Annotated in this window: 19 protein-coding genes; 9 read left to right on the top strand and 10 right to left on the bottom strand. The window is 36.5% G+C overall.

What is annotated here, in order from left to right; translation table 11 throughout:
- Positions 1 to 236: 236 nt before the first annotated feature.
- Together A9C19_RS16110 and A9C19_RS16105 are read right to left on the bottom strand one after the other, a co-directional pair.
- Positions 237 to 1,349 (bottom strand): ABC transporter ATP-binding protein, encoded by a 1,113-nt coding sequence (locus tag A9C19_RS16110; RefSeq protein WP_072580892.1) that lies wholly within the window; start codon positions 1,347 to 1,349, stop codon positions 237 to 239.
- A 185-nt stretch (positions 1,350 to 1,534) separates the two neighbouring features.
- Positions 1,535 to 2,428 carry a PucR family transcriptional regulator gene (locus A9C19_RS16105; RefSeq protein ID WP_072580891.1) on the bottom strand — a complete coding sequence of 298 codons (894 nt, stop codon included), beginning with the start codon at positions 2,426 to 2,428 and terminating at the stop codon, positions 1,535 to 1,537.
- 297 nt (positions 2,429 to 2,725) lie between these two features.
- Here A9C19_RS16105 and A9C19_RS16100 point away from each other — a divergent pair, with 297 nt between their 5' ends.
- The 3 genes from A9C19_RS16100 (at position 2,726) to A9C19_RS16090 (ending at position 5,531) form a co-directional block, all read left to right on the top strand.
- Positions 2,726 to 2,911, top strand: a complete 186-nt coding sequence (locus A9C19_RS16100; RefSeq protein ID WP_072580890.1) for a hypothetical protein — start codon at positions 2,726 to 2,728, stop codon at positions 2,909 to 2,911.
- A gap of 309 nt (positions 2,912 to 3,220) precedes the next feature.
- Positions 3,221 to 4,552 (top strand): FAD-dependent oxidoreductase, encoded by a 1,332-nt coding sequence (locus A9C19_RS16095; RefSeq protein WP_072580889.1) that lies wholly within the window; start codon positions 3,221 to 3,223, stop codon positions 4,550 to 4,552.
- Positions 4,542 to 5,531 carry a class I SAM-dependent methyltransferase gene (locus A9C19_RS16090; RefSeq protein ID WP_072580888.1) on the top strand — a complete coding sequence of 330 codons (990 nt, stop codon included), beginning with the start codon at positions 4,542 to 4,544 and terminating at the stop codon, positions 5,529 to 5,531. Before A9C19_RS16095 ends, A9C19_RS16090 begins: the two co-directional genes overlap by 11 nt.
- A gap of 538 nt (positions 5,532 to 6,069) precedes the next feature.
- Here the strand turns inward: A9C19_RS16090 and A9C19_RS16085 are convergent.
- From A9C19_RS16085 to A9C19_RS16060, 6 genes are all read right to left on the bottom strand, one after another.
- Positions 6,070 to 6,255, bottom strand: a complete 186-nt coding sequence (locus A9C19_RS16085; protein ID WP_072580887.1) for a hypothetical protein — start codon at positions 6,253 to 6,255, stop codon at positions 6,070 to 6,072.
- A 66-nt stretch (positions 6,256 to 6,321) separates the two neighbouring features.
- A complete protein-coding gene (locus A9C19_RS16080; protein ID WP_072580886.1) occupies positions 6,322 to 6,531 on the bottom strand; it encodes a YheE family protein in 210 nt (69 codons plus the stop codon).
- A gap of 368 nt (positions 6,532 to 6,899) precedes the next feature.
- Positions 6,900 to 7,922, bottom strand: a complete 1,023-nt coding sequence (locus tag A9C19_RS16075; protein ID WP_072580885.1) for a YheC/YheD family endospore coat-associated protein — start codon at positions 7,920 to 7,922, stop codon at positions 6,900 to 6,902.
- The gene (locus A9C19_RS16070) at positions 7,909 to 9,282 is read right to left on the bottom strand and encodes a YheC/YheD family endospore coat-associated protein (protein ID WP_072580884.1); all 1,374 of its coding nucleotides are present in this window, start codon (positions 9,280 to 9,282) and stop codon (positions 7,909 to 7,911) included. The genes A9C19_RS16075 and A9C19_RS16070 overlap by 14 nt, the downstream gene beginning before the upstream one ends.
- Before the next feature lie 33 nt (positions 9,283 to 9,315).
- Entirely contained in the window at positions 9,316 to 10,404 is a 1,089-nt protein-coding gene (locus tag A9C19_RS16065) for a YheC/YheD family endospore coat-associated protein (RefSeq protein ID WP_072580883.1), read from the bottom strand.
- Positions 10,405 to 10,418: 14 nt separating this feature from the next.
- The gene (locus tag A9C19_RS16060; RefSeq protein WP_083584405.1) at positions 10,419 to 11,780 is read right to left on the bottom strand and encodes a YheC/YheD family endospore coat-associated protein; all 1,362 of its coding nucleotides are present in this window, start codon (positions 11,778 to 11,780) and stop codon (positions 10,419 to 10,421) included.
- A gap of 172 nt (positions 11,781 to 11,952) precedes the next feature.
- Between A9C19_RS16060 and A9C19_RS16055 the strand changes: the two genes are divergently transcribed.
- The 3 genes from A9C19_RS16055 to A9C19_RS16045 all read left to right on the top strand — a co-directional run bounded on the left by A9C19_RS16055 (position 11,953) and on the right by A9C19_RS16045 (position 14,683).
- Complete coding sequence (locus A9C19_RS16055; RefSeq protein ID WP_072580882.1) at positions 11,953 to 13,086, top strand: DUF445 domain-containing protein; 1,134 nt, start codon at positions 11,953 to 11,955, stop codon at positions 13,084 to 13,086.
- Positions 13,087 to 13,195: 109 nt separating this feature from the next.
- Entirely contained in the window at positions 13,196 to 13,552 is a 357-nt protein-coding gene (locus tag A9C19_RS16050) for a YlbF/YmcA family competence regulator (protein ID WP_072580881.1), read from the top strand.
- Positions 13,553 to 13,813: 261 nt separating this feature from the next.
- Positions 13,814 to 14,683, top strand: coding sequence for a Cof-type HAD-IIB family hydrolase (locus tag A9C19_RS16045; RefSeq protein ID WP_072581923.1), 870 nt, complete (start codon positions 13,814 to 13,816; stop codon positions 14,681 to 14,683).
- Positions 14,684 to 14,888: 205 nt separating this feature from the next.
- Here the strand turns inward: A9C19_RS16045 and A9C19_RS16040 are convergent, their stop codons facing one another.
- Complete coding sequence (locus A9C19_RS16040; RefSeq protein WP_072580880.1) at positions 14,889 to 15,446, bottom strand: hypothetical protein; 558 nt, start codon at positions 15,444 to 15,446, stop codon at positions 14,889 to 14,891.
- A gap of 101 nt (positions 15,447 to 15,547) precedes the next feature.
- Between A9C19_RS16040 and A9C19_RS16035 the strand changes: the two genes are divergently transcribed.
- Positions 15,548 to 16,462, top strand: coding sequence for a phosphatidate cytidylyltransferase (locus tag A9C19_RS16035; protein ID WP_072580879.1), 915 nt, complete (start codon positions 15,548 to 15,550; stop codon positions 16,460 to 16,462).
- Between the two features lie 58 nt (positions 16,463 to 16,520).
- On the opposite strand, the gene A9C19_RS16030 is transcribed toward A9C19_RS16035, so the two are convergent.
- The gene (locus tag A9C19_RS16030; protein WP_072580878.1) at positions 16,521 to 16,841 is read right to left on the bottom strand and encodes a hypothetical protein; all 321 of its coding nucleotides are present in this window, start codon (positions 16,839 to 16,841) and stop codon (positions 16,521 to 16,523) included.
- Between the two features lie 316 nt (positions 16,842 to 17,157).
- Between A9C19_RS16030 and A9C19_RS16025 the strand changes: the two genes are divergently transcribed.
- Positions 17,158 to 17,616, top strand: coding sequence for an STAS domain-containing protein (locus tag A9C19_RS16025; RefSeq protein WP_072580877.1), 459 nt, complete (start codon positions 17,158 to 17,160; stop codon positions 17,614 to 17,616).
- A gap of 115 nt (positions 17,617 to 17,731) precedes the next feature.
- The gene (locus A9C19_RS16020; protein WP_072580876.1) at positions 17,732 to 19,225 is read left to right on the top strand and encodes a coproporphyrinogen III oxidase; all 1,494 of its coding nucleotides are present in this window, start codon (positions 17,732 to 17,734) and stop codon (positions 19,223 to 19,225) included.
- The last annotated feature ends 309 nt before the right edge of the window (positions 19,226 to 19,534 follow it).

The raw sequence follows: 19,534 nt of genomic DNA, 5'->3' as shown, positions 1-19,534 counted from the left end.
GGACGATGAGTTAGAACTAAATAAATTGTTCTATTCTCTTATCGTATTCGCTTTTTTGCAGGTGTTCTAGGAATATTCTTTGCGTATCAACCTGCGGGGAATGACTAGGCAGGTGCACTAGTATTTATAAATAGGAGTCTCATCCTTTTCATTTGAATTAACATTTTGCAAAGATAACACTAAAATAGCAAAAAGAGCAATGTCCTAAATAAAGGACATCACTCTTCTTTTTTTTATTATTGCTCGCCAGCAGGACGGATTCTTAACTCAGATTCAACATCGAAGAAGTGAGCTTTGTTCATATCAAGAGCTAATTCTAAAGATTGACCTGGTTTTACGTCTGTACGTGAATCAACACGTGCTACAAATGTTTGACCGTCAATTTCAGAGTAAAGCATTGTTTCTGCACCCATAAGCTCAGCCACTTCAATATTTGCAGTGATTTTAGTTCCAATAGAAGCCTCAATGAATACTGGCTCATCATGGATTTCTTCAGGACGTACTCCAAGAAGAATTTCTTTGTTTACATAGCCTTGTTCACGAAGATATTTCATTTTGCCTTCTGGAACAGTAACAGAAGTTGTACCGAATGAGAATGAACCATCAGATAACGTTCCTTTGAAGAAGTTCATTGCTGGTGATCCAATGAATCCACCTACGAATGCATTCTCAGGCTTGTCATATACTTCTTTTGGAGAACCAACCTGCTGAATGATACCGTCTTTAAGAACAACTAGACGTGTTGCCATTGTCATTGCTTCTGTTTGGTCATGTGTTACGTAAATTGTTGTTGTTTGTAAGCGTTGGTGTAATTTTGTAATCTCAGCACGCATTGCTACACGAAGCTTAGCATCAAGGTTAGATAAAGGCTCATCCATTAAGAATACTTTAGCATCACGAACGATTGCACGACCTAATGCAACACGCTGACGCTGACCCCCTGATAATGCTTTTGGTTTACGTTGTAAATATTGCTCAAGACCAAGAATCTTAGCAGCTTCTGTTACACGACGCTCGATTTCGTCTTTTGGTAATTTACGAAGCTTTAGTCCAAACGCCATATTATCATAAACGTTCATATGTGGATAAAGAGCGTAGTTTTGGAAAACCATCGCGATATCACGGTCTTTTGGAGCAACGTCGTTCATGCGCTTTCCGTCGATTAAGAAGTCACCTTTTGAAATTTCTTCAAGACCAGCAACCATACGAAGTGTAGTAGACTTACCACAACCAGATGGACCAACGAATACGATAAATTCTTTATCTTGAATATGAAGGTTAAAATCTTCTACAGCTGTTACTTTATTATCATAAATTTTATAAATATTGTTAAGTTGTAATTCTGCCATTTTTTATTCCCCCTAATTTTTGAAAACGTTTAACTTGGTTTCATTGTAAGGGATTTCATAGTTTGAAGTAAACGTACAAGTTGCACGAAAATATGGAGGGTGTTTTTGTGCAACTTGATAGACTTCTGTTTCTTTCCGTTATAGAGTGTTTACGTGAAGATCCAAAAAGCTATATATTTTCACGTTTACAAATGTCTATTGATTGTGATGGCTAAATTGATAAAAGCTGCATTTGAGAAGGTTCGTATATCTAATCCCGTATTCTCTAATAGCTTTTCCAAACGGTATTGAAGGCTGTTTCGATGTATATACAGTCGTTTGGCTGTTGATGAGGCATTCAAATTTGATTGAAGAAAAGCCTCTATCGTATGTAATAGCTCTTTATCTTCTAGTGCTTCAATAAGATGATTAGATAAAAGCTGTTTATTTACTTTTCCTTGTGTATGTAAAATGATAAGCGGGAGCGCTTCGTAAAAGTTACTAACCTTTTCACGTTGTGAAGATTGATGAAAGACTTGAAAACACTGCTGTTCTAGTGAAAATTTTAGTCTCAGCTGTTGATCATTTTTTTGAAGTTGTCCAATGTAAAAAGATGGCTCTACATAAAAGTCTGAAGTAAGGGTGTCGATTAAAATTTTCAAAGACTGATCGTCAAAGGTAGCAGACGGTTTCTCCTCAACAATAACCCCATGTGACGAGCTTAACCAAAGGATGAGCTCTGAATCTACAATTCCGGTTACAGCCTCATCAAAGCTTTGTTTATCTTCAATTGCTTCTTTAAGATAAAAATAATAAAACCTCAATGATTTTTCCTTACTGGCTAGTGGTGAAGAAGGATTGTCATCTGAAAATAAATAATCATGCCATTTTTGTTGCGATGGAGATAGAGCTTGTTGTTGTGTACTTTCAATTGGTTTAAAGAGTGACGCTAGCAATGTTTTTTCACTACTACTAAGTCTGTTTTTTTGTATTCCGAATAGATCTCCAGATTCTGTCTGAAACCATTCATATGTGGAATCGTTCACATTAGTTGCTGTCGTAAATGCGTCCTTAAAGTGTTGGCGTAACTTTTCAAGCATGGTGAATTCCTCATTTCGTTAAAACAGTATTAATTCTATTATAAAAAAGAATGCAGCTTCATTAAAGCGATTTCTTCATTTCCTAGGTAGTTAAGCTAGGTTGTTGATTTGCGTTCGATTCATTCGCTTTACGTAGTTAGTCCAGATGCCTTCAATTAGGAATCTTATTCAAACAATCAAGATCATATAGTAACATAGCCATTTCCTAAAGAGCTGTTCTTTCAATCGTTTACAAATTGTGTACAAGGGGAATGGTTGGATAGAGAAAGATCACCCCAAAAATTAGGAGGAACCTACATGTTAGAAACTTTTAATGAAACGTCCATTGCTTCCTATTTACGTACGATGATTAAAGAAAACTGCCAACGTTTAAATGAAGAAAACGTAGATGAGAAGATGACAGCTAAAATTGAAGGGAAAATTGAAGCCTATAATGAATTTTTGGAACGATTTGGATTTAAGGCAGAATCCTGTAAAGAGTAATGCCTATAGATAAACGTGTTGCTGGAACAACTAATGTAAAATTTTCGATGATTTGTTCGTACACAAGGCCAGAAGCAATGTAATTACAAATCAAGACAAGACCCTCCTTAGCAAAACATGTTAGGAGGGTTCTTTTATATGTGTAGTCCTTCCTAATTTTTGCTTATGTTATCCTACTATTCACAAATCGCTGACTACTGATAAGTTGATTAACATGCTTAGCATGTGCTCTAAAAAGAGAGTTCATCCGTTTCTATTCATTATAAAGAGGGAATACAAGCATCAAACAGCAGGTGAAAGAGGTGGAGTATGAGAACAGAGGTGTTAATTGTTGGTGGAGGAGTTGGTGGTTTAACAACTGCTTTAAAATTAGCGAGCTGTGGAATTGATGTCACAGTAGTAGAACAGCAGAAGGGACAAGCACACACATATAAAGGAGAATTATTGCAGCCGAAAAGCTTGCAAATCTTTGATAGACTTCAAGTTTTTTCTTATGTGAAGGAAAGTGGCCATCCTCTGAAAACGATTAAATCGATCGAGAAGAAAAAGGTTAAGGGTACTTTTGAGACGATTGGGATATCCACTATGAACTATGGTGTGATTGACAGTGTGTTTAACTATGGACTAATGATTCCACATGAACGACTTAAAGAGATTTTGTTGGAAAAGGCGATGACCTACCCTACCTTTCATTATTATCAGCCCGCTCGTTTTGTTGAATTTAGTGACGATACGACAGGAGTGGTGAAGCACGATGGAGAAACGATATTCATTCACGCCAAATATATAGTAGGAGCTGAAGGGAGAAAGTCGCTTGTACGTAAAGCCATGAATCTGGATATCGAGGAAAAACGATATGACCATCATTTCTTGACTGTTACGTTTCCTAGACCTACATCCATGATAGAAGGGGAAATGATTGCTACCCCCACTACATTTCTTGGTCTTTTTCCATTACCACATGATGAGGTTCGTTCTGTTTACTTAATTCCTTCAGGAGAGTATAAAGCAATTAAAGAAGAGGGAATCGAATCTTTTTACAAACGATATATTGAACTATGCCCTGCTTTAAAAGGTTATGTTACACAAATTCCCTCGTGGAGAAACATTCAATTAATGATTCCCGTTCAATTTCATGCTAGTGAATACAGTAAGGATAACAAAGTGATTATAGGCGATGCAGCCCACAGTGTTCATCCAATGGCTGGAGAAGGAATGAATTTGGCCATTCAAGATGCAGATGCATTGGGAGATTTAATCTGTTGGATGGAAGAAACAGGTGAAACCTCTTTGACGAACCTAAAGTGGTTAGAAAAAGTGAGGAAGCCTAAGGTCCAACATTTATTAGACACCAGTCATCTTGCTGCGCTTGCATACTCAATGCCATTTCGGAAATTTCCGCGGATTCGCAATCGTAGCTTTCAGCAAATGGAAAAGGATCAGAAACTACATTATAAACAAATGTTAAATCTGTCTGGACTAGGATTATGGAAAGAATCCTTATTGGATCGGTTCATCCAATTAGGTCTTTTTCCTGCACGTACGTCAGAAAAAAGTGACGTCTTCTATCGAAAGCATATGTTTACTACAAAGGTTGACTATCCATGGAGAAATGAAGGAGGAGAGGTACATGGTCACTGAAGTTGTAAGGGCTCTAAAAGCAAGAGGATGGATGAAGAGAAATATGCCATTTTTATATACGTGGCATGCTTATGTGGGATATGAAATGAATTTATATGAGGCGTTTAAAAAACCGAAAACCGTTGATGAGGTTGCCAATAAATATTCCCTAGAGAAAGATCTTCTGAAAAGGTGGCTAGATGTTGGGTTAGCCATATCGTATGTGAAAGAAGGAAAGAAGGGGAAATATAAAACAGCGCGAAAGCTTATGCTTCCGTCATCTAAGAAAAATCCTCGTTCAACAGGTGCAATCTTAAAGGAAATGATGGAGCTTCATATTCCTACTCTCCTCAGCTATCCTACAATAATGAAAACAGGGGAGAAAAATGTATTTGATGGGGACAAGCATGGAGCTGTTGTTGCTCAAACCTCTTCAATGCTTGAAACACTGGCTTTACCAAAAATGACTTCCTTAGTAAAAAAATATGATGTGAAGGAAGTTGTAGATGTTGGTTGTGGGTACGGAGGATATGTTCAGAAGCTTTCAAAGGCATTCCCTAACCTTACGTTTAGTGGGCTTGAAGTGAATGAAGAGGTGACAGAGGAAGCGAAGAAGCAATGTAGCGAGCATGATCAGATTACAATTGAATGTACAGACGTCTTTGAATGGACACCAGATGAGAAGAAAGTGGATCTTGTTCTTGTACACAACTTATTGCATTATCTTTCAGATGAGGAAAGAACAAACTTATTTTCTCATATAAGTAAGTGGTTACAAAAAGGTGGAGTAATCTCCATCATTACCCCTATTCAAAATGGAAAGCATGGTAAACAATTTTCAAGTGTGTTTAATAGTTTTTTCTCAGCATTTGAAAACTTACATTCGTTACCGACTAAGAAAGATATTGAAAAGGTAACAAAAGCTGCTGATCTAAAGCTTGCATCCTACAAACCAATAATTAAGGAAGCGGGCTGGTATCATCTTACTCTTGAGAAATAAGAAGAGTTCTCATGACTAACCTCCTTAGCTAACAAGGTATCGTATTCCATCTTGAATGTGGATTTTTGAGGGATCGGACCAATGCCATGTTAAATCAGACACAAGCTGCTTAAGATGTAAACACTCGCTCTCTTGTCTAGTATTGTTGCCTTCTATAGGTTCTTTAAAAGAAAATGAATTAAGGTTGAATGGAGGAGTAGGACAGGTGAGATCCGAAAGGCATTTACGCCGAAAAGGCTCACCGCCCGCCCCGCGAAAAAGCGAGCACAACTGGAGCGGAATTCAACCAGACCGAACACTTGATAAATAGTCAAAAGTTAAAACGGCTCTATATGATGGAGATCTGTGTTTCTTTAAAATAAGCATGTATGAAATTAATTCAAAATAGAATAAATAAAAAGAGGCTGGGACAAAACAAAGAGCCAGGCACCCTCCAATACAATCTATTGTGTGCACTAGATAAATCAGTGCGTACATATAGTCGTTACGATAAGGTACCAGGCACTTCTGTCCCAGCCTCAAACTGTAGGTTCAAGAATTAATCAACAGAAAAAGGTGGATCTTCTTTCTTTAACTCTCGTGCCTCTTCAATGTTTGTGAAGTCTTCTCTCCTGTGAACAGAACCACCTGAAAGTCCTTCATTAATCATTCGATCTACATCTAAGTATGCTTGATCTTTTCCTTCATATTGTAAATCCTTCTTTTCTTCTCTTTCATGCTTCACTTTAAGATCAGCCTCCTTATACAAGTTAATGATTAGTTTGTACAGGAGTGTATGTTGTCATGCGGATTACTCGTAAACATGAAAGAGCATGAGTTCATGGATTTGGGAATGAAGATTCATAACATCTTCTTTTGGTGGGAGAATGGTCCCCCACTCAATTTGCCCATCCTTATGATAAATGCCATCGTATTTTGTTCCTCTAAAATAAAAGGAAATTCGCCAACCAGGTAAATTTGCTTGCTTAAATAATGGTTTGTATTGAAAATGTGTAATCAATGTATTGCTCCTTTCCTCTCTTTATAGACATAATACGATAGAAAAGAAGAAAACCCTTTTGGTAAAATAAGGTAATTTAAGAGGATTCATAATTTGAATACATAGAGCCACAAGGCTTTTAAGACGTAAAAAGCGAGTACCTCCCACTATCACTAGTATAGGTACGTTTTTCCGGATTGATAAGGGATAAAGAAAAGAAAGGAACGTCCAATTGATCTTCGATTTTCTTTTCGAAAAGAGGACTAGCTTCACGTTCTGCATTTTCAACCAGTCATTGTTAGTTTTCTTCCTTTGGTTTTTTCCGATCACGTTTTTAGCTCTGTTTAGGGCTTTTCTTCCTTTTGGTGCCTGATCTTTTGCTTAAATTACTATAATTCTACAAATAATTGAACGAGATGCTCAATTCTTTTGGTTTGAATGTCCTCCTCATCAAATACCATGGGTTTGGAGTTTACTTCATAAATGGATGGTATACCTTCCTTAGTAATTCCAAGGTCCATTGAAAACTCTCCTACAAAGCCGAACTGACTTGATAATCCTTTTCCAACTAAATCCGCCATTTTGATGATCTCAGTAGTCGAGCATTTTTCTTCAATTGAAGAGTAAGAAATCATTTGGCCACCGTTTGGGATATGGGTAAGAATAGAATGCTTTTTTCCTTTTCTAACGCCAATGCCTGTTAGACGATAGCTTCCTTGATAATAAGAACAATGAACTCTTATATCTATTTTACAGTCATCAATGAAAAGAGTCGTCATTTCTTCCTGGAGAATATAGCGATCGGACAAATGATCCGAGATCCATTTTATAAATTGTGACTCTGTTAAACTTTTCTTCTTTACCTTTTCTTGAACTAGAAAGTTTTCTTTGTTTCTTTCAAGACGGAAAATGCCGCTCCCTTTTTTTCCTTGAACAGGCTTTGCGAATAATGGTCGATCATTCAGAAGAGTGAGTGTTTCGGTAGAATCTTTAAATAACCAGGTTTTTGGTAAATATGGTTCTAGATTTTTTAGTTTAGATAGCGCTCTATAGCATTGCCATTTGTTAAAGAACTGTCTATTAAAAAAGGGCTTTTTTTGCTGTTGAAATACTTTTTTTATGTGATGAAAGGAGGGGAGAGTCTCTTCCTTTCTAGTAGACAGCTTATTATAAATAAGATCAGGCTGAGGAAATTGTGCTTTTCCAAAGCGTTGATGTTTTTCACTATAGATATAGCCTGTCACCACATCGTGTTGAAATTGATCAAGTGTGAATACGAAGGAAAGCCCCCCCAATTGTTGTAGTTGCTTTTGTATTTCTTTAAGGGTACTCGCATCGCCACGGAAGGTGTCCGATTTTCTTCCCTTACTCACAAGAATCCCAACTAAAGGTCTATAGCTATCCTTGTGCATCGATGAGATCCTCAGGGTGGTAGATGGCCTGCTTAGTTAAAAAATGTCCAAATTGGAGAGCGCTTTTTCTAGAAAGTAGATCGGCTTCTTTTAATTCAGGATGAGCAAAGATAGATCGACCTGGCTTTGAGTTTGCCTCAAACATCCAAATGCGGCTGTTTTGATCAATGCCAAAATCAAAGCCAATTTCACCAATAGATCCTTTAATATGAGAATCAATTCTTTCACTTAACAATATAGCAGCCTCTGTTAGGTCATGTAGTGCTTTTAGACGCTGTTGTGGATCATCAAAAATTTCCTCTAAAGTTTTGACAACACCACCATTATTGAGATGTGTCGTAACACTGCCTCTTCCGGCTACCTTTGCCGCAATAGCCGTTACCTTCCACTCCCCATACTCATCCTTATTAGTATGGATCCGGAAATCAATTGCTTTTCCATCTAACCGAATGAGTTTAATGCCTTGTTGAGCTAAGTAGCTAGAGAGTAATCGTTTTTTGAAAGATGCCTTGAAAAAATGTTCAATAGAAGGATATTTTCTTAATCTGTTTGTTTCATTTTCATCTCGATATCTTGAATAATAGATGTTTTCTTCTTTTGAATACATAAGCTGAAAAACACCGAGTCCTAGACTCCCATTCACTGGTTTTAAGTAAATACTTTGATAGGCTGATAGCATTTCCTCCATTTTTGAGATGGAAGGAGTATGGACAGTATCTGGTAAATATTTTGCTGCTTTTTGATCGTTAATGAGGAGCTGATGAACAGACCATTTGTTAAAAAAACCAGGATTATACCAAGGGATGGAATATTCATTAATCAGTCTTTTCTTCACAAGCTTTAACGCATGATGGTTCTCAATACGGCGGTTTGGCAAACGGTCATAAACCACGTTAGGAAGGGGAAATGTTTTTTGTGTCCAGCCACTTTTTCCATATGTAAAGCCTTCTACAGTACCTTCTTCCCAATTAATATGATGTGCACCAAAAACATACGCATATAGGCCAATAGAATGGTCTATCGATAAAAACTTTGCAAAAAACAATGATCTTTCCCCAATTGGACGAAGAGAGGAGTCTGTAAAACCAGCAGTGAATATGCCAATCAGTGGTCCTAAATGGATAGTATCCTCATGAATCATTACATGGGTTTTCCCGTGTACAGGAATGTGAAGGGTCTTCACAAGTGTATCTGAAAGACAAATGCTATCCTGTAAATGTGGACGGTACTTTACTGTACAAGGAAGTAACAGCGTACCAAATGAGACGGCGGTGATTTTTGATTCAGCTTCCATCTCAATAGGTAAGTAGATAACTTGATCATGTTCGTTTACGATTGTAATAGAGTACATATCGTTCATAGTAGTTGTTCTCCTTTCATGGATGGATATTCGCTACAAGGTAGTGGTCTGTGACATGTTTTTCACTAAGTAATCGCAATAGTATAATGGAGCTTGATGAAATAATTCCGTTAACGATGGATTCGTCGTAACGAATGTTTTTCGACCAGGCTTTGAATTAATGTCTAGAATCCAAATAGACCCATCTTTTGCAATCCCAATATCAATTCCTAATTCAAATAAAGGTTGAAACGTCTCCTCTAAAAGTGGAGGTAATACACTAGCTATTGTATGAAGCTCATCTTCAAGTAAGTATTTTTGTTTGCTTGCTAAATGATTTGACCAGGATTTATACGTAATAGGATCTCCGCCACTTGATAAGTTAGATAAAAAGCTTCCCTGGTAGCCTTTGCGAATCGCTTTATCTACGAGGTGCCAGGCACCATTTCGATCTTTCTGTAGAAAAAGTCGAAGATCGAAGGGATAGCCTTCTTCGTCGGTTAAAGAAAGCAGTGGTTGCATGAAGTAGGCTTGGCTTTGGATAAGAGTGGTACACCATCTGTGGAAAGCGTTTCTAGATTTGAAGGTTTTCGTTTTTTTGTCTCTTCCATGATGGTAGGTAATTTTTAGCTGTTCAGGTTCTTGTCTTATAAAGTAAATTCCATACCCTCTGGATCCTTTTACAGGCTTTAGAATACATGAGCCAGTTTCTTTTAACATAGTTTCAATAGATAGTGAATCATAGATTTTCTCACTTTTAGGTAAGTAAGGCTCGATTTCCTTGTTAGTAGCTAAAGCCGAATAAACATCCCATTTATTCGGTAAGCCAAATCCTAAAAACGTCGTTTGAGGATAGGACTTAAGCCATGTGACGATTGGTTTTGATTTTTTAGCTAATGAAATGTCATGGTAAAAGCATCTATCATATATAAAAGGGGGGATGGGGAATGATGCTTGCTTCCATTGTTGTGTGGAGCTGTCGAATCGTTCACCAGCAATTGATAGTGTAGTCGGTTGAATAGAAGTTGGTGTAAAGCGCACACATTCTATTTCAAAAGAGTCGCTATACTTTGCAATTTCTGTAAGATAGGTGTTTTCATGTGTAAAATTTATGACTAAAAACCCAAGTGTTGTCTTTATCATTTCCCCACGTCCCCTTATATTTGGCTATATAAAAATGTACAATAGTGAATAATAGACTTGGCTGAAGGTCTAACCTTCCCTTTTTTAGGGTCATCTTCAGATTTTGACGGTTTTGTATTCACTTCAATAATCCATGGTTTTCCTTCAATATCTAAAGCTAGATCCACACCGAATTCACCAAATTCCCCACCAGCCTGAACACAAATAACTTCAACGATCTCTAATGAAAGCTCTATGAGTAGCTTCCGTAAGTGAAGGCTTTCCTTCTCGCCATATAAATTCGTTAGTAGCTCTTTTAGATGCATACTTGATCCCCCTCTTGCAAGGTTGGCGACAAATTGTTGCTCACCTGACAATCTTGCTATAGAAGAGGAGACCTTCCAATCTTGTTGATTCTTTTTGTGGCAAAGAATACGGAAATCAAATGTACGGTTTTGATATGTTTGTAATTGTTTGGTCTCTTGAAGTAAGAAGCCTTCTCTCTTTAATCGAGGATAAAGGGCTTTAAATAAGGCTTGGAATTGCGAGTATTCTTTACTGATCTCACCAGAAAATGTAGTGTAATCTAATAAATATGAATCCTTCTCTTGTTGAATGACTCGAAAAATCCGTTTCCCTTGGCTTCCATTAATCGGTTTAATAAATATATCTTTTTTCTCTTCAAGCATTTCTTCTAAATTTCGTTTCGTTTCTAATAGTCTACTAGCAGGTAAATAAGGAATAAGGTGATCGCTAGCTGATAAAATTTGATGGACTTCCCATTTGTTCAAAAAACGATCATTAAAATAAGGTGTCTTATTCTCAATTAATTCACTAGTTAGCGTAAGGAAGGATTTAGATTGTTCAAGCTTTCTCGAATGAATTCGATTGTGTACAACATCGGGAAAAGGTACGGCAGCCTTTATCCAACTACTCGTATTGTGATCAAAATAATATCCCGTCATGTTGTTTTTATCATACATAGTTAAGGAAAATACATATAAGAAACAACCACTCCGCCGACAATAGTGAGAGAGTTCTTCGCAAAAATCATGAATAGAACCAAAATGAAGTGTATGTTTCGTGTAAACCTCTGTCACAACCCCTATAATCGGCCCAATTTTGACACTGGCTTTATCCAATGATTCGATTTGTAGCTTGATAGGAAGAGGTGGTAAACATAATTCAAGTGAAATTTTATCAGTAAGGGACAAACTGTAATCTTCATCTTCTATTAATACGACGGGACAAGTAACAGTATGCCTGCCACATGTAATATTTAAGGTAGTAAGATGATTAGACAAGCCTAAAAGCTCGTGAAGTTTTTTACTCATTTGACATAAGAAAGGTCGTGATGTAGAACAGTGTGATGTAATTTCAATGATTTTTTCGCTCAATAGGAATCCCTCATTTGCTCGATGTAAAGACAAGCTCTATAATGTGAATAGATAGTAAAGATAAGGTTTTTTTCCATTAAAGGGTATTTCATGCCACATTTAATAGGTAAAGAGCCCTTTAAAGCATGGTATGTAATGAAGATAAAATCGGTGAAGTCGAGAGGTAGATGAAATGAAAGAAATCATTCTGTTTTTGATTATGATAGCAATTGGTGCAGCAATAGGTGGTATAACAAATTCATTAGCTATAAAAATGCTTTTTCGTCCTTATCATCCTGTTTATGTTTTTGGGAAAAGAGTACCATTTACTCCAGGTCTCATTCCAAAAAGAAGGCAGGAGTTAGCAAATCAATTAGGGAAAATGGTTGTTGAGCACTTATTAACGGCCGAAGGAATGAAGAGAAAGTTTCTGCAAAACGACTTTCAAACTCAGATTAATGATTGGGCGAAAACGCGACTGAAGAAGTTTACAGAATCTGAAAAAACAGTAGAAGAGCTGTTAACATCTATTTCTGTAGAAGATCCGGCAAAACAAATAGAAGCAAAGCTATCCCAGTACGCGCTTCAACAATACTATTCATTTGTAAAAGATCATGAGAAAAAAACCATTCAAGAGCTTTTACCAAGTCATGTAAAAGATGATATTTATCTTGTCATTCCAAAGATTGCCCAATTTATTACGGACAAAGGGGTTGCTTATTTTGAAAGTAATGAGGGAAAACAACGATTAGGGAAGATGATCGATGATTTTCTTGCTACTAGAGGGATGCTTGGAAATATGGTTAGCATGTTTCTTGGCAATGAGAGCTTAATTGATAAGGTTCAGCCAGAGGTACTTAAATTCTTAAAGAATCAGGAAACTAAAAACCTTCTAACAACGTTAATTGCAAAAGAGTGGAACCACATTCAAGACATGACAATTGAAGAAATGGATGAAAAGTGGAATTTAGTTGATAAAGGTTCGAATTTAGTTCAAATATTAGTTAGAAAATTGGGTATTGAAGAAGTGCTAACAGCTCCTATTTCAACGTATTTAAAACCTAATCAGGATATCATCCTTACAAAGTGGTTGCCTAAAGGAATTGAAGTAGCGACAGGCTACCTTGTAAATAACTTAGAGGAGATGTTAAAGAAGCTGAACCTAGAGGATGTTGTTCGTGAACAGGTAGAATCCTTCGCAGTCGACCGTCTTGAAGAAATGGTTCTTTCAATCTCAAGAAGAGAGTTCAAAATGATTACGTATTTAGGAGCCCTTCTTGGTGGAATTATCGGTGGGATCCAGGGACTTATCGTCATGTTTATTTAATTTCTTTCTCATACACTTAAAATGATGGGCATAAAATGATATTTCTTTAATAGTTTGTTATAGTAGAGAGAGCCTGAAAGAAGGTAAAACAAGAAAGGAGGCTCATCATATGTCTGAAAACCTATATGATGTTGCATACAATCTAGAAAAAGCTTTACGAGAGAGCGATGAATTCAAATCTTTACGAAAGCTATACGATGAAGTGAATGCAGATGAAGTAGCAAACAAAATGTTTGAAAACTTCCGTAATATCCAGTTGAATCTTCAACAAAAACAAATGTCTGGCGAAGAAATTACTCAAGAAGAAATTGAACAAGCTCAAAAGTCAGTTGCACTTGTTCAACAGCATGAAAAAATTGCCCAGCTAATGGCTGCAGAACAACGTTTAAGCATGGTTGTAACCGAGCTAAACAAAATTATTATGAAGCCTTTGGAAGAAATGTACGGAAGTCTAGAACAAAACTAATTACATAGAACGATAAGCAGAATGGGATGTTCCTGTTCTGTTTTTTTTTCGTTAAGGTACGTCATAGCCATGATCGAACAAGAGTGACACTGTTTTTGTCTAGTTTCACCTACGAGTAAGAGTCACATCGATTTGAGGAGATTAGCTGATAAGCGGGAACTTTACGCTTTTCATAGGAGAAATTGTACAATTTGTTCTATTTTGAAAAAGGAGGACATAACTTCTTAATAGGTTTTGACATCTGTAGAAGGGGGACCAACAGTGACTCAATACAAACTACTAGCACTTAATGTAGATGGTACTTTGCTTCGTTCTAATGGGCGTATACAGTCGTCTACGAAGGAAGCAATCGAATATGTGAAGGATAAGGGGATTTACGTTACACTTGTAACAAACCGTCATTTTCAGTCTGCAAAGAAAGTGGCAAAAGCACTTAAACTGGACTCATACCTTATTACACATGGTGGAGCATTTATTTCTGAGAATTTAGATCATCCTATATTCGAAAAACGCCTTTCAGAAGATATGACATTTAATCTGGTGCAAGTACTTGAAAGCTATAAATGTAATATTCGATTAACACATGAACGCTACTCAATAGGCAATAGAAAACGTATTGCTTCCAATTTACTTAGTAAATCAATATTAAATACATCGGACTCTATGTTCTACCCTGTGCAATTTGTGGATTCTTTAGGTGACACGTTACGAGATGAACCGGTCTCAGCAACAAAAATAGACGTATTCTTCTCCAATGAGGTGGATAAAGAAGAGGCGCAAAACGTGATACAAGAGGCATTCCAAGATGTTGATGTGAAAGAAGCACAACCTAATAAGCTTGAGATTGTGCAAAAGGGTCTATCAAAAGAATATGGATTAAGAGTATTGGCGAACCATTTATCCATTCCAATGGGGGAAACTGTTGTGATTGGTGATTCTATAGATGATATTGGAATGATTTCATCCTCTGGTTTGGGGGTTGCTATGTGGAATGCTCCATTTGAAGTAAAACAGGCAGCCGATTGGATTACCCGTTCGAATAATCATGAGGGTGTTGGTTATATGGTGAAAGAACACTTTCGTAAACAACAAAGAGAAGAATTCCTTCGTAAAATTAAAATTGACCGATAGAAAAGTGAGTAAGGCTGACCCAAAGTCTAGATTTTAGACTTTGGGTTAGCCTTTTTTCATACAGCATGGATGAGATTGATTCACTTAGTAGGATTTGGTTCTGCACATAAAAAAAGAAAGAGTGATCAAAAGGTCGTTAGTTAACCACAATTGGAGTCAGCCTCATTTGAATGGTACTAAAAAGGAGATTAGCGGTTAGTGAACTTCACGACTCTTTTTCAACCTTTATCGGACCATAGTCAAATAATTTTCCTTCATAGATTAACTCTAGCTCAGGATGCTGTCTAAAATCGTCAGGAGTGATAAGGGCAGGTAGCTTATCCCAAAGCTTTAGGCCAGACCGATTTAGGATGTCAGCTACAAATTGTGAGCAAAAATAAGAATTGCTAAATTCAATGGGCTCATTAAGTGAGACACCTAAAACACCCGCTAAATTATAAAGGAACTTGCGTTTGTTTTTAATGAAGACTCCTAAGATTCTCCGCATTTTTTCAACATGGCGATCTGTTACTTCAAGCTTATAAATAACACACGTTGTATTTGGATATTTACTATAGGTACCAGTAGATACATTCTCCTTCACAAATCCACCATGGATCGGATTATTCGGATTTTTTCTCCCAAAGCTGTACATTTCATTTAATTCGGCATCAAAAGCAATAGAAGCGTGATTATAGGGTGCCTTTGTATACTTTTTTATTGATTTAGTAAATAAAGTTCCTGTATCAGTTAATAGAATATATATATAAGAATTAGGTTTCATAAGATCCCTCTTTTAAAAATTTCCATTTTCAACTATGCTAAATACTAGATTCATATTGCCAAAAAATTGCACATGCAACGGACTGAAGGAGGTGATACTGAGTGAATACGACGATTGTTACATTAACGATGATCTTTATCGTCTTAAGTAGTGTGAGCTTCGTTTTCTTATTCCTAAAGAAACGAGAGCCTGAGAAGGATTTTTCACACGTTTTTTTAAGGGTGAAAACCTGGTGGGGAATGCTGGTCGTCTTTGCTATGGCAACGTTATTTAATCCCATTGTATCATTGTTATCTTTAATGGTGCTTTGTTTTTTTGCCTTAAAGGAATATTTTTCTATGATGAAAACAAGAAGAGCAGATCGTCGACTGTTTCTATGGTCTTATTTAGCCATCCCTTTACAATTTTATTGGATTTTCATCGGTTGGTATGGAATGTTTATTGTCTTTATACCTGTTTATGTTTTTTTATTCCTCCCACTGCCAAGGTTATTAGGAAAAGGTACAAGTGGCTTTCTCCGCTCTGTCAGTTCAACCCAATGGGGCTTAATGCTGATGGTATTTGGGTTAAGTCATTTAGCCTATTACCAATTTGCAACACCTCAATACGGAGCAAACCTAGTGTTATTTCTTGTTGTCTTAACACAAATCAATGATATGGTTCATTATCTAATCTCATTGTATTTAGGGAAAAAGAAGGTGGTGCCTTCTGCAAATCCACTGATTACATGGGAGGGCTTTATAGGAGCATTATTGATAACGACTGCAGCTTCCTATTTCATTTATCCGATATTAACGCCGTTGGACATGACATTTGGAATTTTATCAGGAGTATTAATTAGCTGTACTGGATTCTTTGGAAGCTTAACCATTTCTGTATTAAAAAGAGATTTATTGATAGGTGATCAAGAGAAGTTTAATATACTGAAGAAGAGCTACTTAAATCGTGTTGATAGCTTAACGTACACTTCACCGGTTTTCTTTCATGTTATTCGTTATTTCTTTGATTTTATGTAAGGACGACGCAAAAAGGGAAATGAGTGGTAGAAAAGACCTCATTTCCCTTTTATTCGTCCTATGACTTTTTATACTTTAAGTATTCGAACTGAGAGGTAGGAATACTTTCAATTATCTTCCCCTGCTCATCTTTATACACTTCAAATTCTTGATAGACCTCTAATGTATATCCATCCTCCTCCTTTATATCGACTAATTTCGTTTCTAATTCAGGTAACCCTAGTAACGGCTCGTCCTCCGTAATCGATGTAGAGGTGACTGCTTCTTCAGGAATCGGAAGTGATGTAATGCTGTCTTCTTGTTTAAAAAAGGTTGGGGAATCAAAAAATCCAATGACAATAATGGTGAGCACAAGAAAAAGTGGGGCGAATCGTTTCATCTCAAGAAATGCCTCCTATTAAAAGTTAAGGTTGTCACATTATATGTTCATGGGCTGCATAAATATTAATATTATTTTTATTAGACTTTTTTTCTTGAAATGTAGGGAAGATTAAATGGGAAGAAATATAGCCTTCAGCACCTAGAAAGAAAAGAGCCACTCACCTAGTTTCGGAGAGTGAAAACCTCAGAAGCAACCCTCAATAAGAAAAAACTTTTTATTAAAATGACAAAATAAATAAAAAACTTGAGGTAAACAGTAGATAATTGTTACTATTGGAAATAGAGAAAATCGTAGGAGAAAAAGGAGATTAATTATGAATCAGGAATACGTGGAAAGTTTAGAGAAAAAGTTAAAAGAATATGAGGAAGTAATCTTAGATATGACAGCACCGATTATCCCTTCCATCATTCCTAGCACCATTTTAGTCCCGATCACAGGAATTTTATTTGAGCAACGTTTTGAAAATATTCGAATTAAAATTCTAACCTATTTACAAAATCATTCAGTAGAATCAGCGATTATAGATTTTACGGATATTACATTAGATAAAATTGAAAACTTAGATATGGAGGACCTAGGGAGAGAGCTTCACCAATTAACCGAAGCCATTATCTTAATGGGAGTGGAACCCTTTTATGTAGGTCTCTCACCACAATTAATTAAGAAAATTGTTATATCAGGCATTCAAATAAAAGCAGAGTCCTTTTCTACTTTTTCAGTTGCACTTAAATATCTGATGGAGAAAAAAGGTTTGGCATTTGCAGAAAATTAATTTCTGTTAGGATCTAACATTGACCGCTACCATTGTTTTTTGTACGATCAAGAAGGATTTATCCTTCCGTTATTGCGTTGCATCGTTTTACCAAAGAAAGTTAAGGTGATCATCTATGAGAATTTATATAAAAGGAATTGAAGATGAACGTTTTTATCGTCCATTAACATTAATAGGAAATTTGTTTTTTGAAGAAACAGAACTCTGCTTTACAAAAGGTGATACACCCCTTGAAGCAGAGTTTTTCATTGAAGAAGAAAATGGCATGATTTCGATAGCCGGAACATTACAAACAGAGGCAGGACAACAGTTCCATGCTAAAAAACAAAAGCAGCTACCCGAAGAGCTTGAAGGGAAAGAGCACTTAAGACAGGTGAAAAACACTCTATCCTACGTGTATTTAACGCTTCTTCAAGAGTATACAGGCATCATTCAAAAATGGGGAATACTAACGGGAATTCGCCCGACGAAACTCTACCACAAAAAACGTCAAGAAGGGATGAGCGAAGAAGCCATCCATCGTATGTTTAAAGAAGAATATCTGCTTTCAGAAGAGAAAATTCAATTAATGAAGCAAATTGTACAAAGGCAGCTTGAAGTAATCCCAGACCTCGATCATCTATCCAATGAAGTAAGTATTTACGTTGGTATTCCATTCTGCCCAACCAAATGTGCGTACTGTACATTTCCAGCTTATGCAATAAACGGTCGTCAGGGCTCTGTTACGTCCTTCTTAGGAGGGCTTCATTATGAAATGCGTGAGATTGGAAGATGGTTAAAGGAAAAAGGCATTAAGATTACTACCGTTTATTATGGTGGCGGTACCCCAACAAGTATTACCGCTGAAGAAATGGACATGCTCTATGAAGAAATGGTGGAGTCATTTCCTGATGTAAAGAATATTAGAGAAATTACAGTAGAAGCCGGGCGACCGGATACTATTACGAAAGAAAAGCTCGAGGTACTAAACAAATACAAAATTGATCGAATTAGCATTAATCCACAGTCTTATATTCAAAGTACATTAAAGGCGATTGGTCGACATCATACAGTAGAAGAAACGATTGAAAAGTTCCATTTAGCAAGAAGTATGGGGATGAACAATATTAATATGGACCTTATTATTGGCTTACCTGGAGAGGGCGTTGAAGAATTTGATTACACATTAGCTGAATCAGCTAAGCTTATGCCTGAATCTATAACGGTTCATACGTTATCCTTTAAGCGTGCTTCTGAAATGACAAAAAACAAACACAAATATAAAGTAGCAAGTCGTGAGGAAATAGGAACCATGATGGACCACGCGGTAGACTGGACCAATGAACATGGATATGCCCCTTATTACTTATATCGCCAGAAAAACATTTTAGGTAACTTAGAAAATGTGGGCTATGCTCAAAAGGGCCAAGATAGTATCTATAACATCATGATTATGGAAGAGCAACAAACCATTATTGGCATTGGTTGTGGTGCAGCAAGTAAATTTGTTCACCCTGAAACTCGCAAAATTACACAATTTGCAAACCCGAAGGATCCAAAATCCTATAATGATCATTTTGAACACTATACAACTGAAAAAATTAACATTATGGAAGAATTATTTAACTAATTAAACTAGTAGACTGTAGACGAACTCTTAAGGGATTTCTACAGTCTTTTTTCTTTAGGATTCTATAATCGACTGTGCTATTATCTTACCCTTTGTTGTTACTCATTACGAATCTTAGGAAATATCGTCTTTTTTCTCAAAAAATATAACTGGTAAGCAAGAAGAAATAGCGCTACCAACCTCATACAGTAAGAAAAACAACAATCTACTTATGGGAAAAAGGAATAATTGACCAAAAGCTTTATTAAAATAAAAATTAAAAGCAGGAATTTTCACTCTATTCTTCGAATGTTAAAGAAGACATAACAA

The sequence above is a fragment of the Bacillus weihaiensis genome, assembly GCF_001889165.1.
Classification (GTDB): domain Bacteria; phylum Bacillota; class Bacilli; order Bacillales; family Bacillaceae; genus Metabacillus; species Metabacillus weihaiensis.
The sequence above is the reverse complement of the archived record's forward strand: the minus strand, read 5'-3'. Positions and strand labels throughout refer to the sequence as shown.

Bases quoted from the DNA above. Each gene is read 5' to 3' on its own strand.
- A9C19_RS16110 (WP_072580892.1), bottom strand. From the start codon at position 1,349: ATGGCAGAATTACAACTTAACAATATTTATAAAATTTATGATAATAAA.
- A9C19_RS16105 (WP_072580891.1), bottom strand. From the start codon at position 2,428: ATGCTTGAAAAGTTACGCCAACACTTTAAGGACGCATTTACGACAGCA.
- A9C19_RS16100 (WP_072580890.1), top strand. From the start codon at position 2,726: ATGTTAGAAACTTTTAATGAAACGTCCATTGCTTCCTATTTACGTACG.
- A9C19_RS16095 (WP_072580889.1), top strand. From the start codon at position 3,221: ATGAGAACAGAGGTGTTAATTGTTGGTGGAGGAGTTGGTGGTTTAACA.
- A9C19_RS16090 (WP_072580888.1), top strand. From the start codon at position 4,542: ATGGTCACTGAAGTTGTAAGGGCTCTAAAAGCAAGAGGATGGATGAAG.
- A9C19_RS16075 (WP_072580885.1), bottom strand. From the start codon at position 7,922: ATGCACAAGGATAGCTATAGACCTTTAGTTGGGATTCTTGTGAGTAAG.
- A9C19_RS16070 (WP_072580884.1), bottom strand. From the start codon at position 9,282: ATGAACGATATGTACTCTATTACAATCGTAAACGAACATGATCAAGTT.
- A9C19_RS16065 (WP_072580883.1), bottom strand. From the start codon at position 10,404: ATGATAAAGACAACACTTGGGTTTTTAGTCATAAATTTTACACATGAA.
- A9C19_RS16055 (WP_072580882.1), top strand. From the start codon at position 11,953: ATGAAAGAAATCATTCTGTTTTTGATTATGATAGCAATTGGTGCAGCA.
- A9C19_RS16050 (WP_072580881.1), top strand. From the start codon at position 13,196: ATGTCTGAAAACCTATATGATGTTGCATACAATCTAGAAAAAGCTTTA.
- A9C19_RS16040 (WP_072580880.1), bottom strand. From the start codon at position 15,446: ATGAAACCTAATTCTTATATATATATTCTATTAACTGATACAGGAACT.
- A9C19_RS16030 (WP_072580878.1), bottom strand. From the start codon at position 16,841: ATGAAACGATTCGCCCCACTTTTTCTTGTGCTCACCATTATTGTCATT.
- A9C19_RS16025 (WP_072580877.1), top strand. From the start codon at position 17,158: ATGAATCAGGAATACGTGGAAAGTTTAGAGAAAAAGTTAAAAGAATAT.
- A9C19_RS16020 (WP_072580876.1), top strand. From the start codon at position 17,732: ATGAGAATTTATATAAAAGGAATTGAAGATGAACGTTTTTATCGTCCA.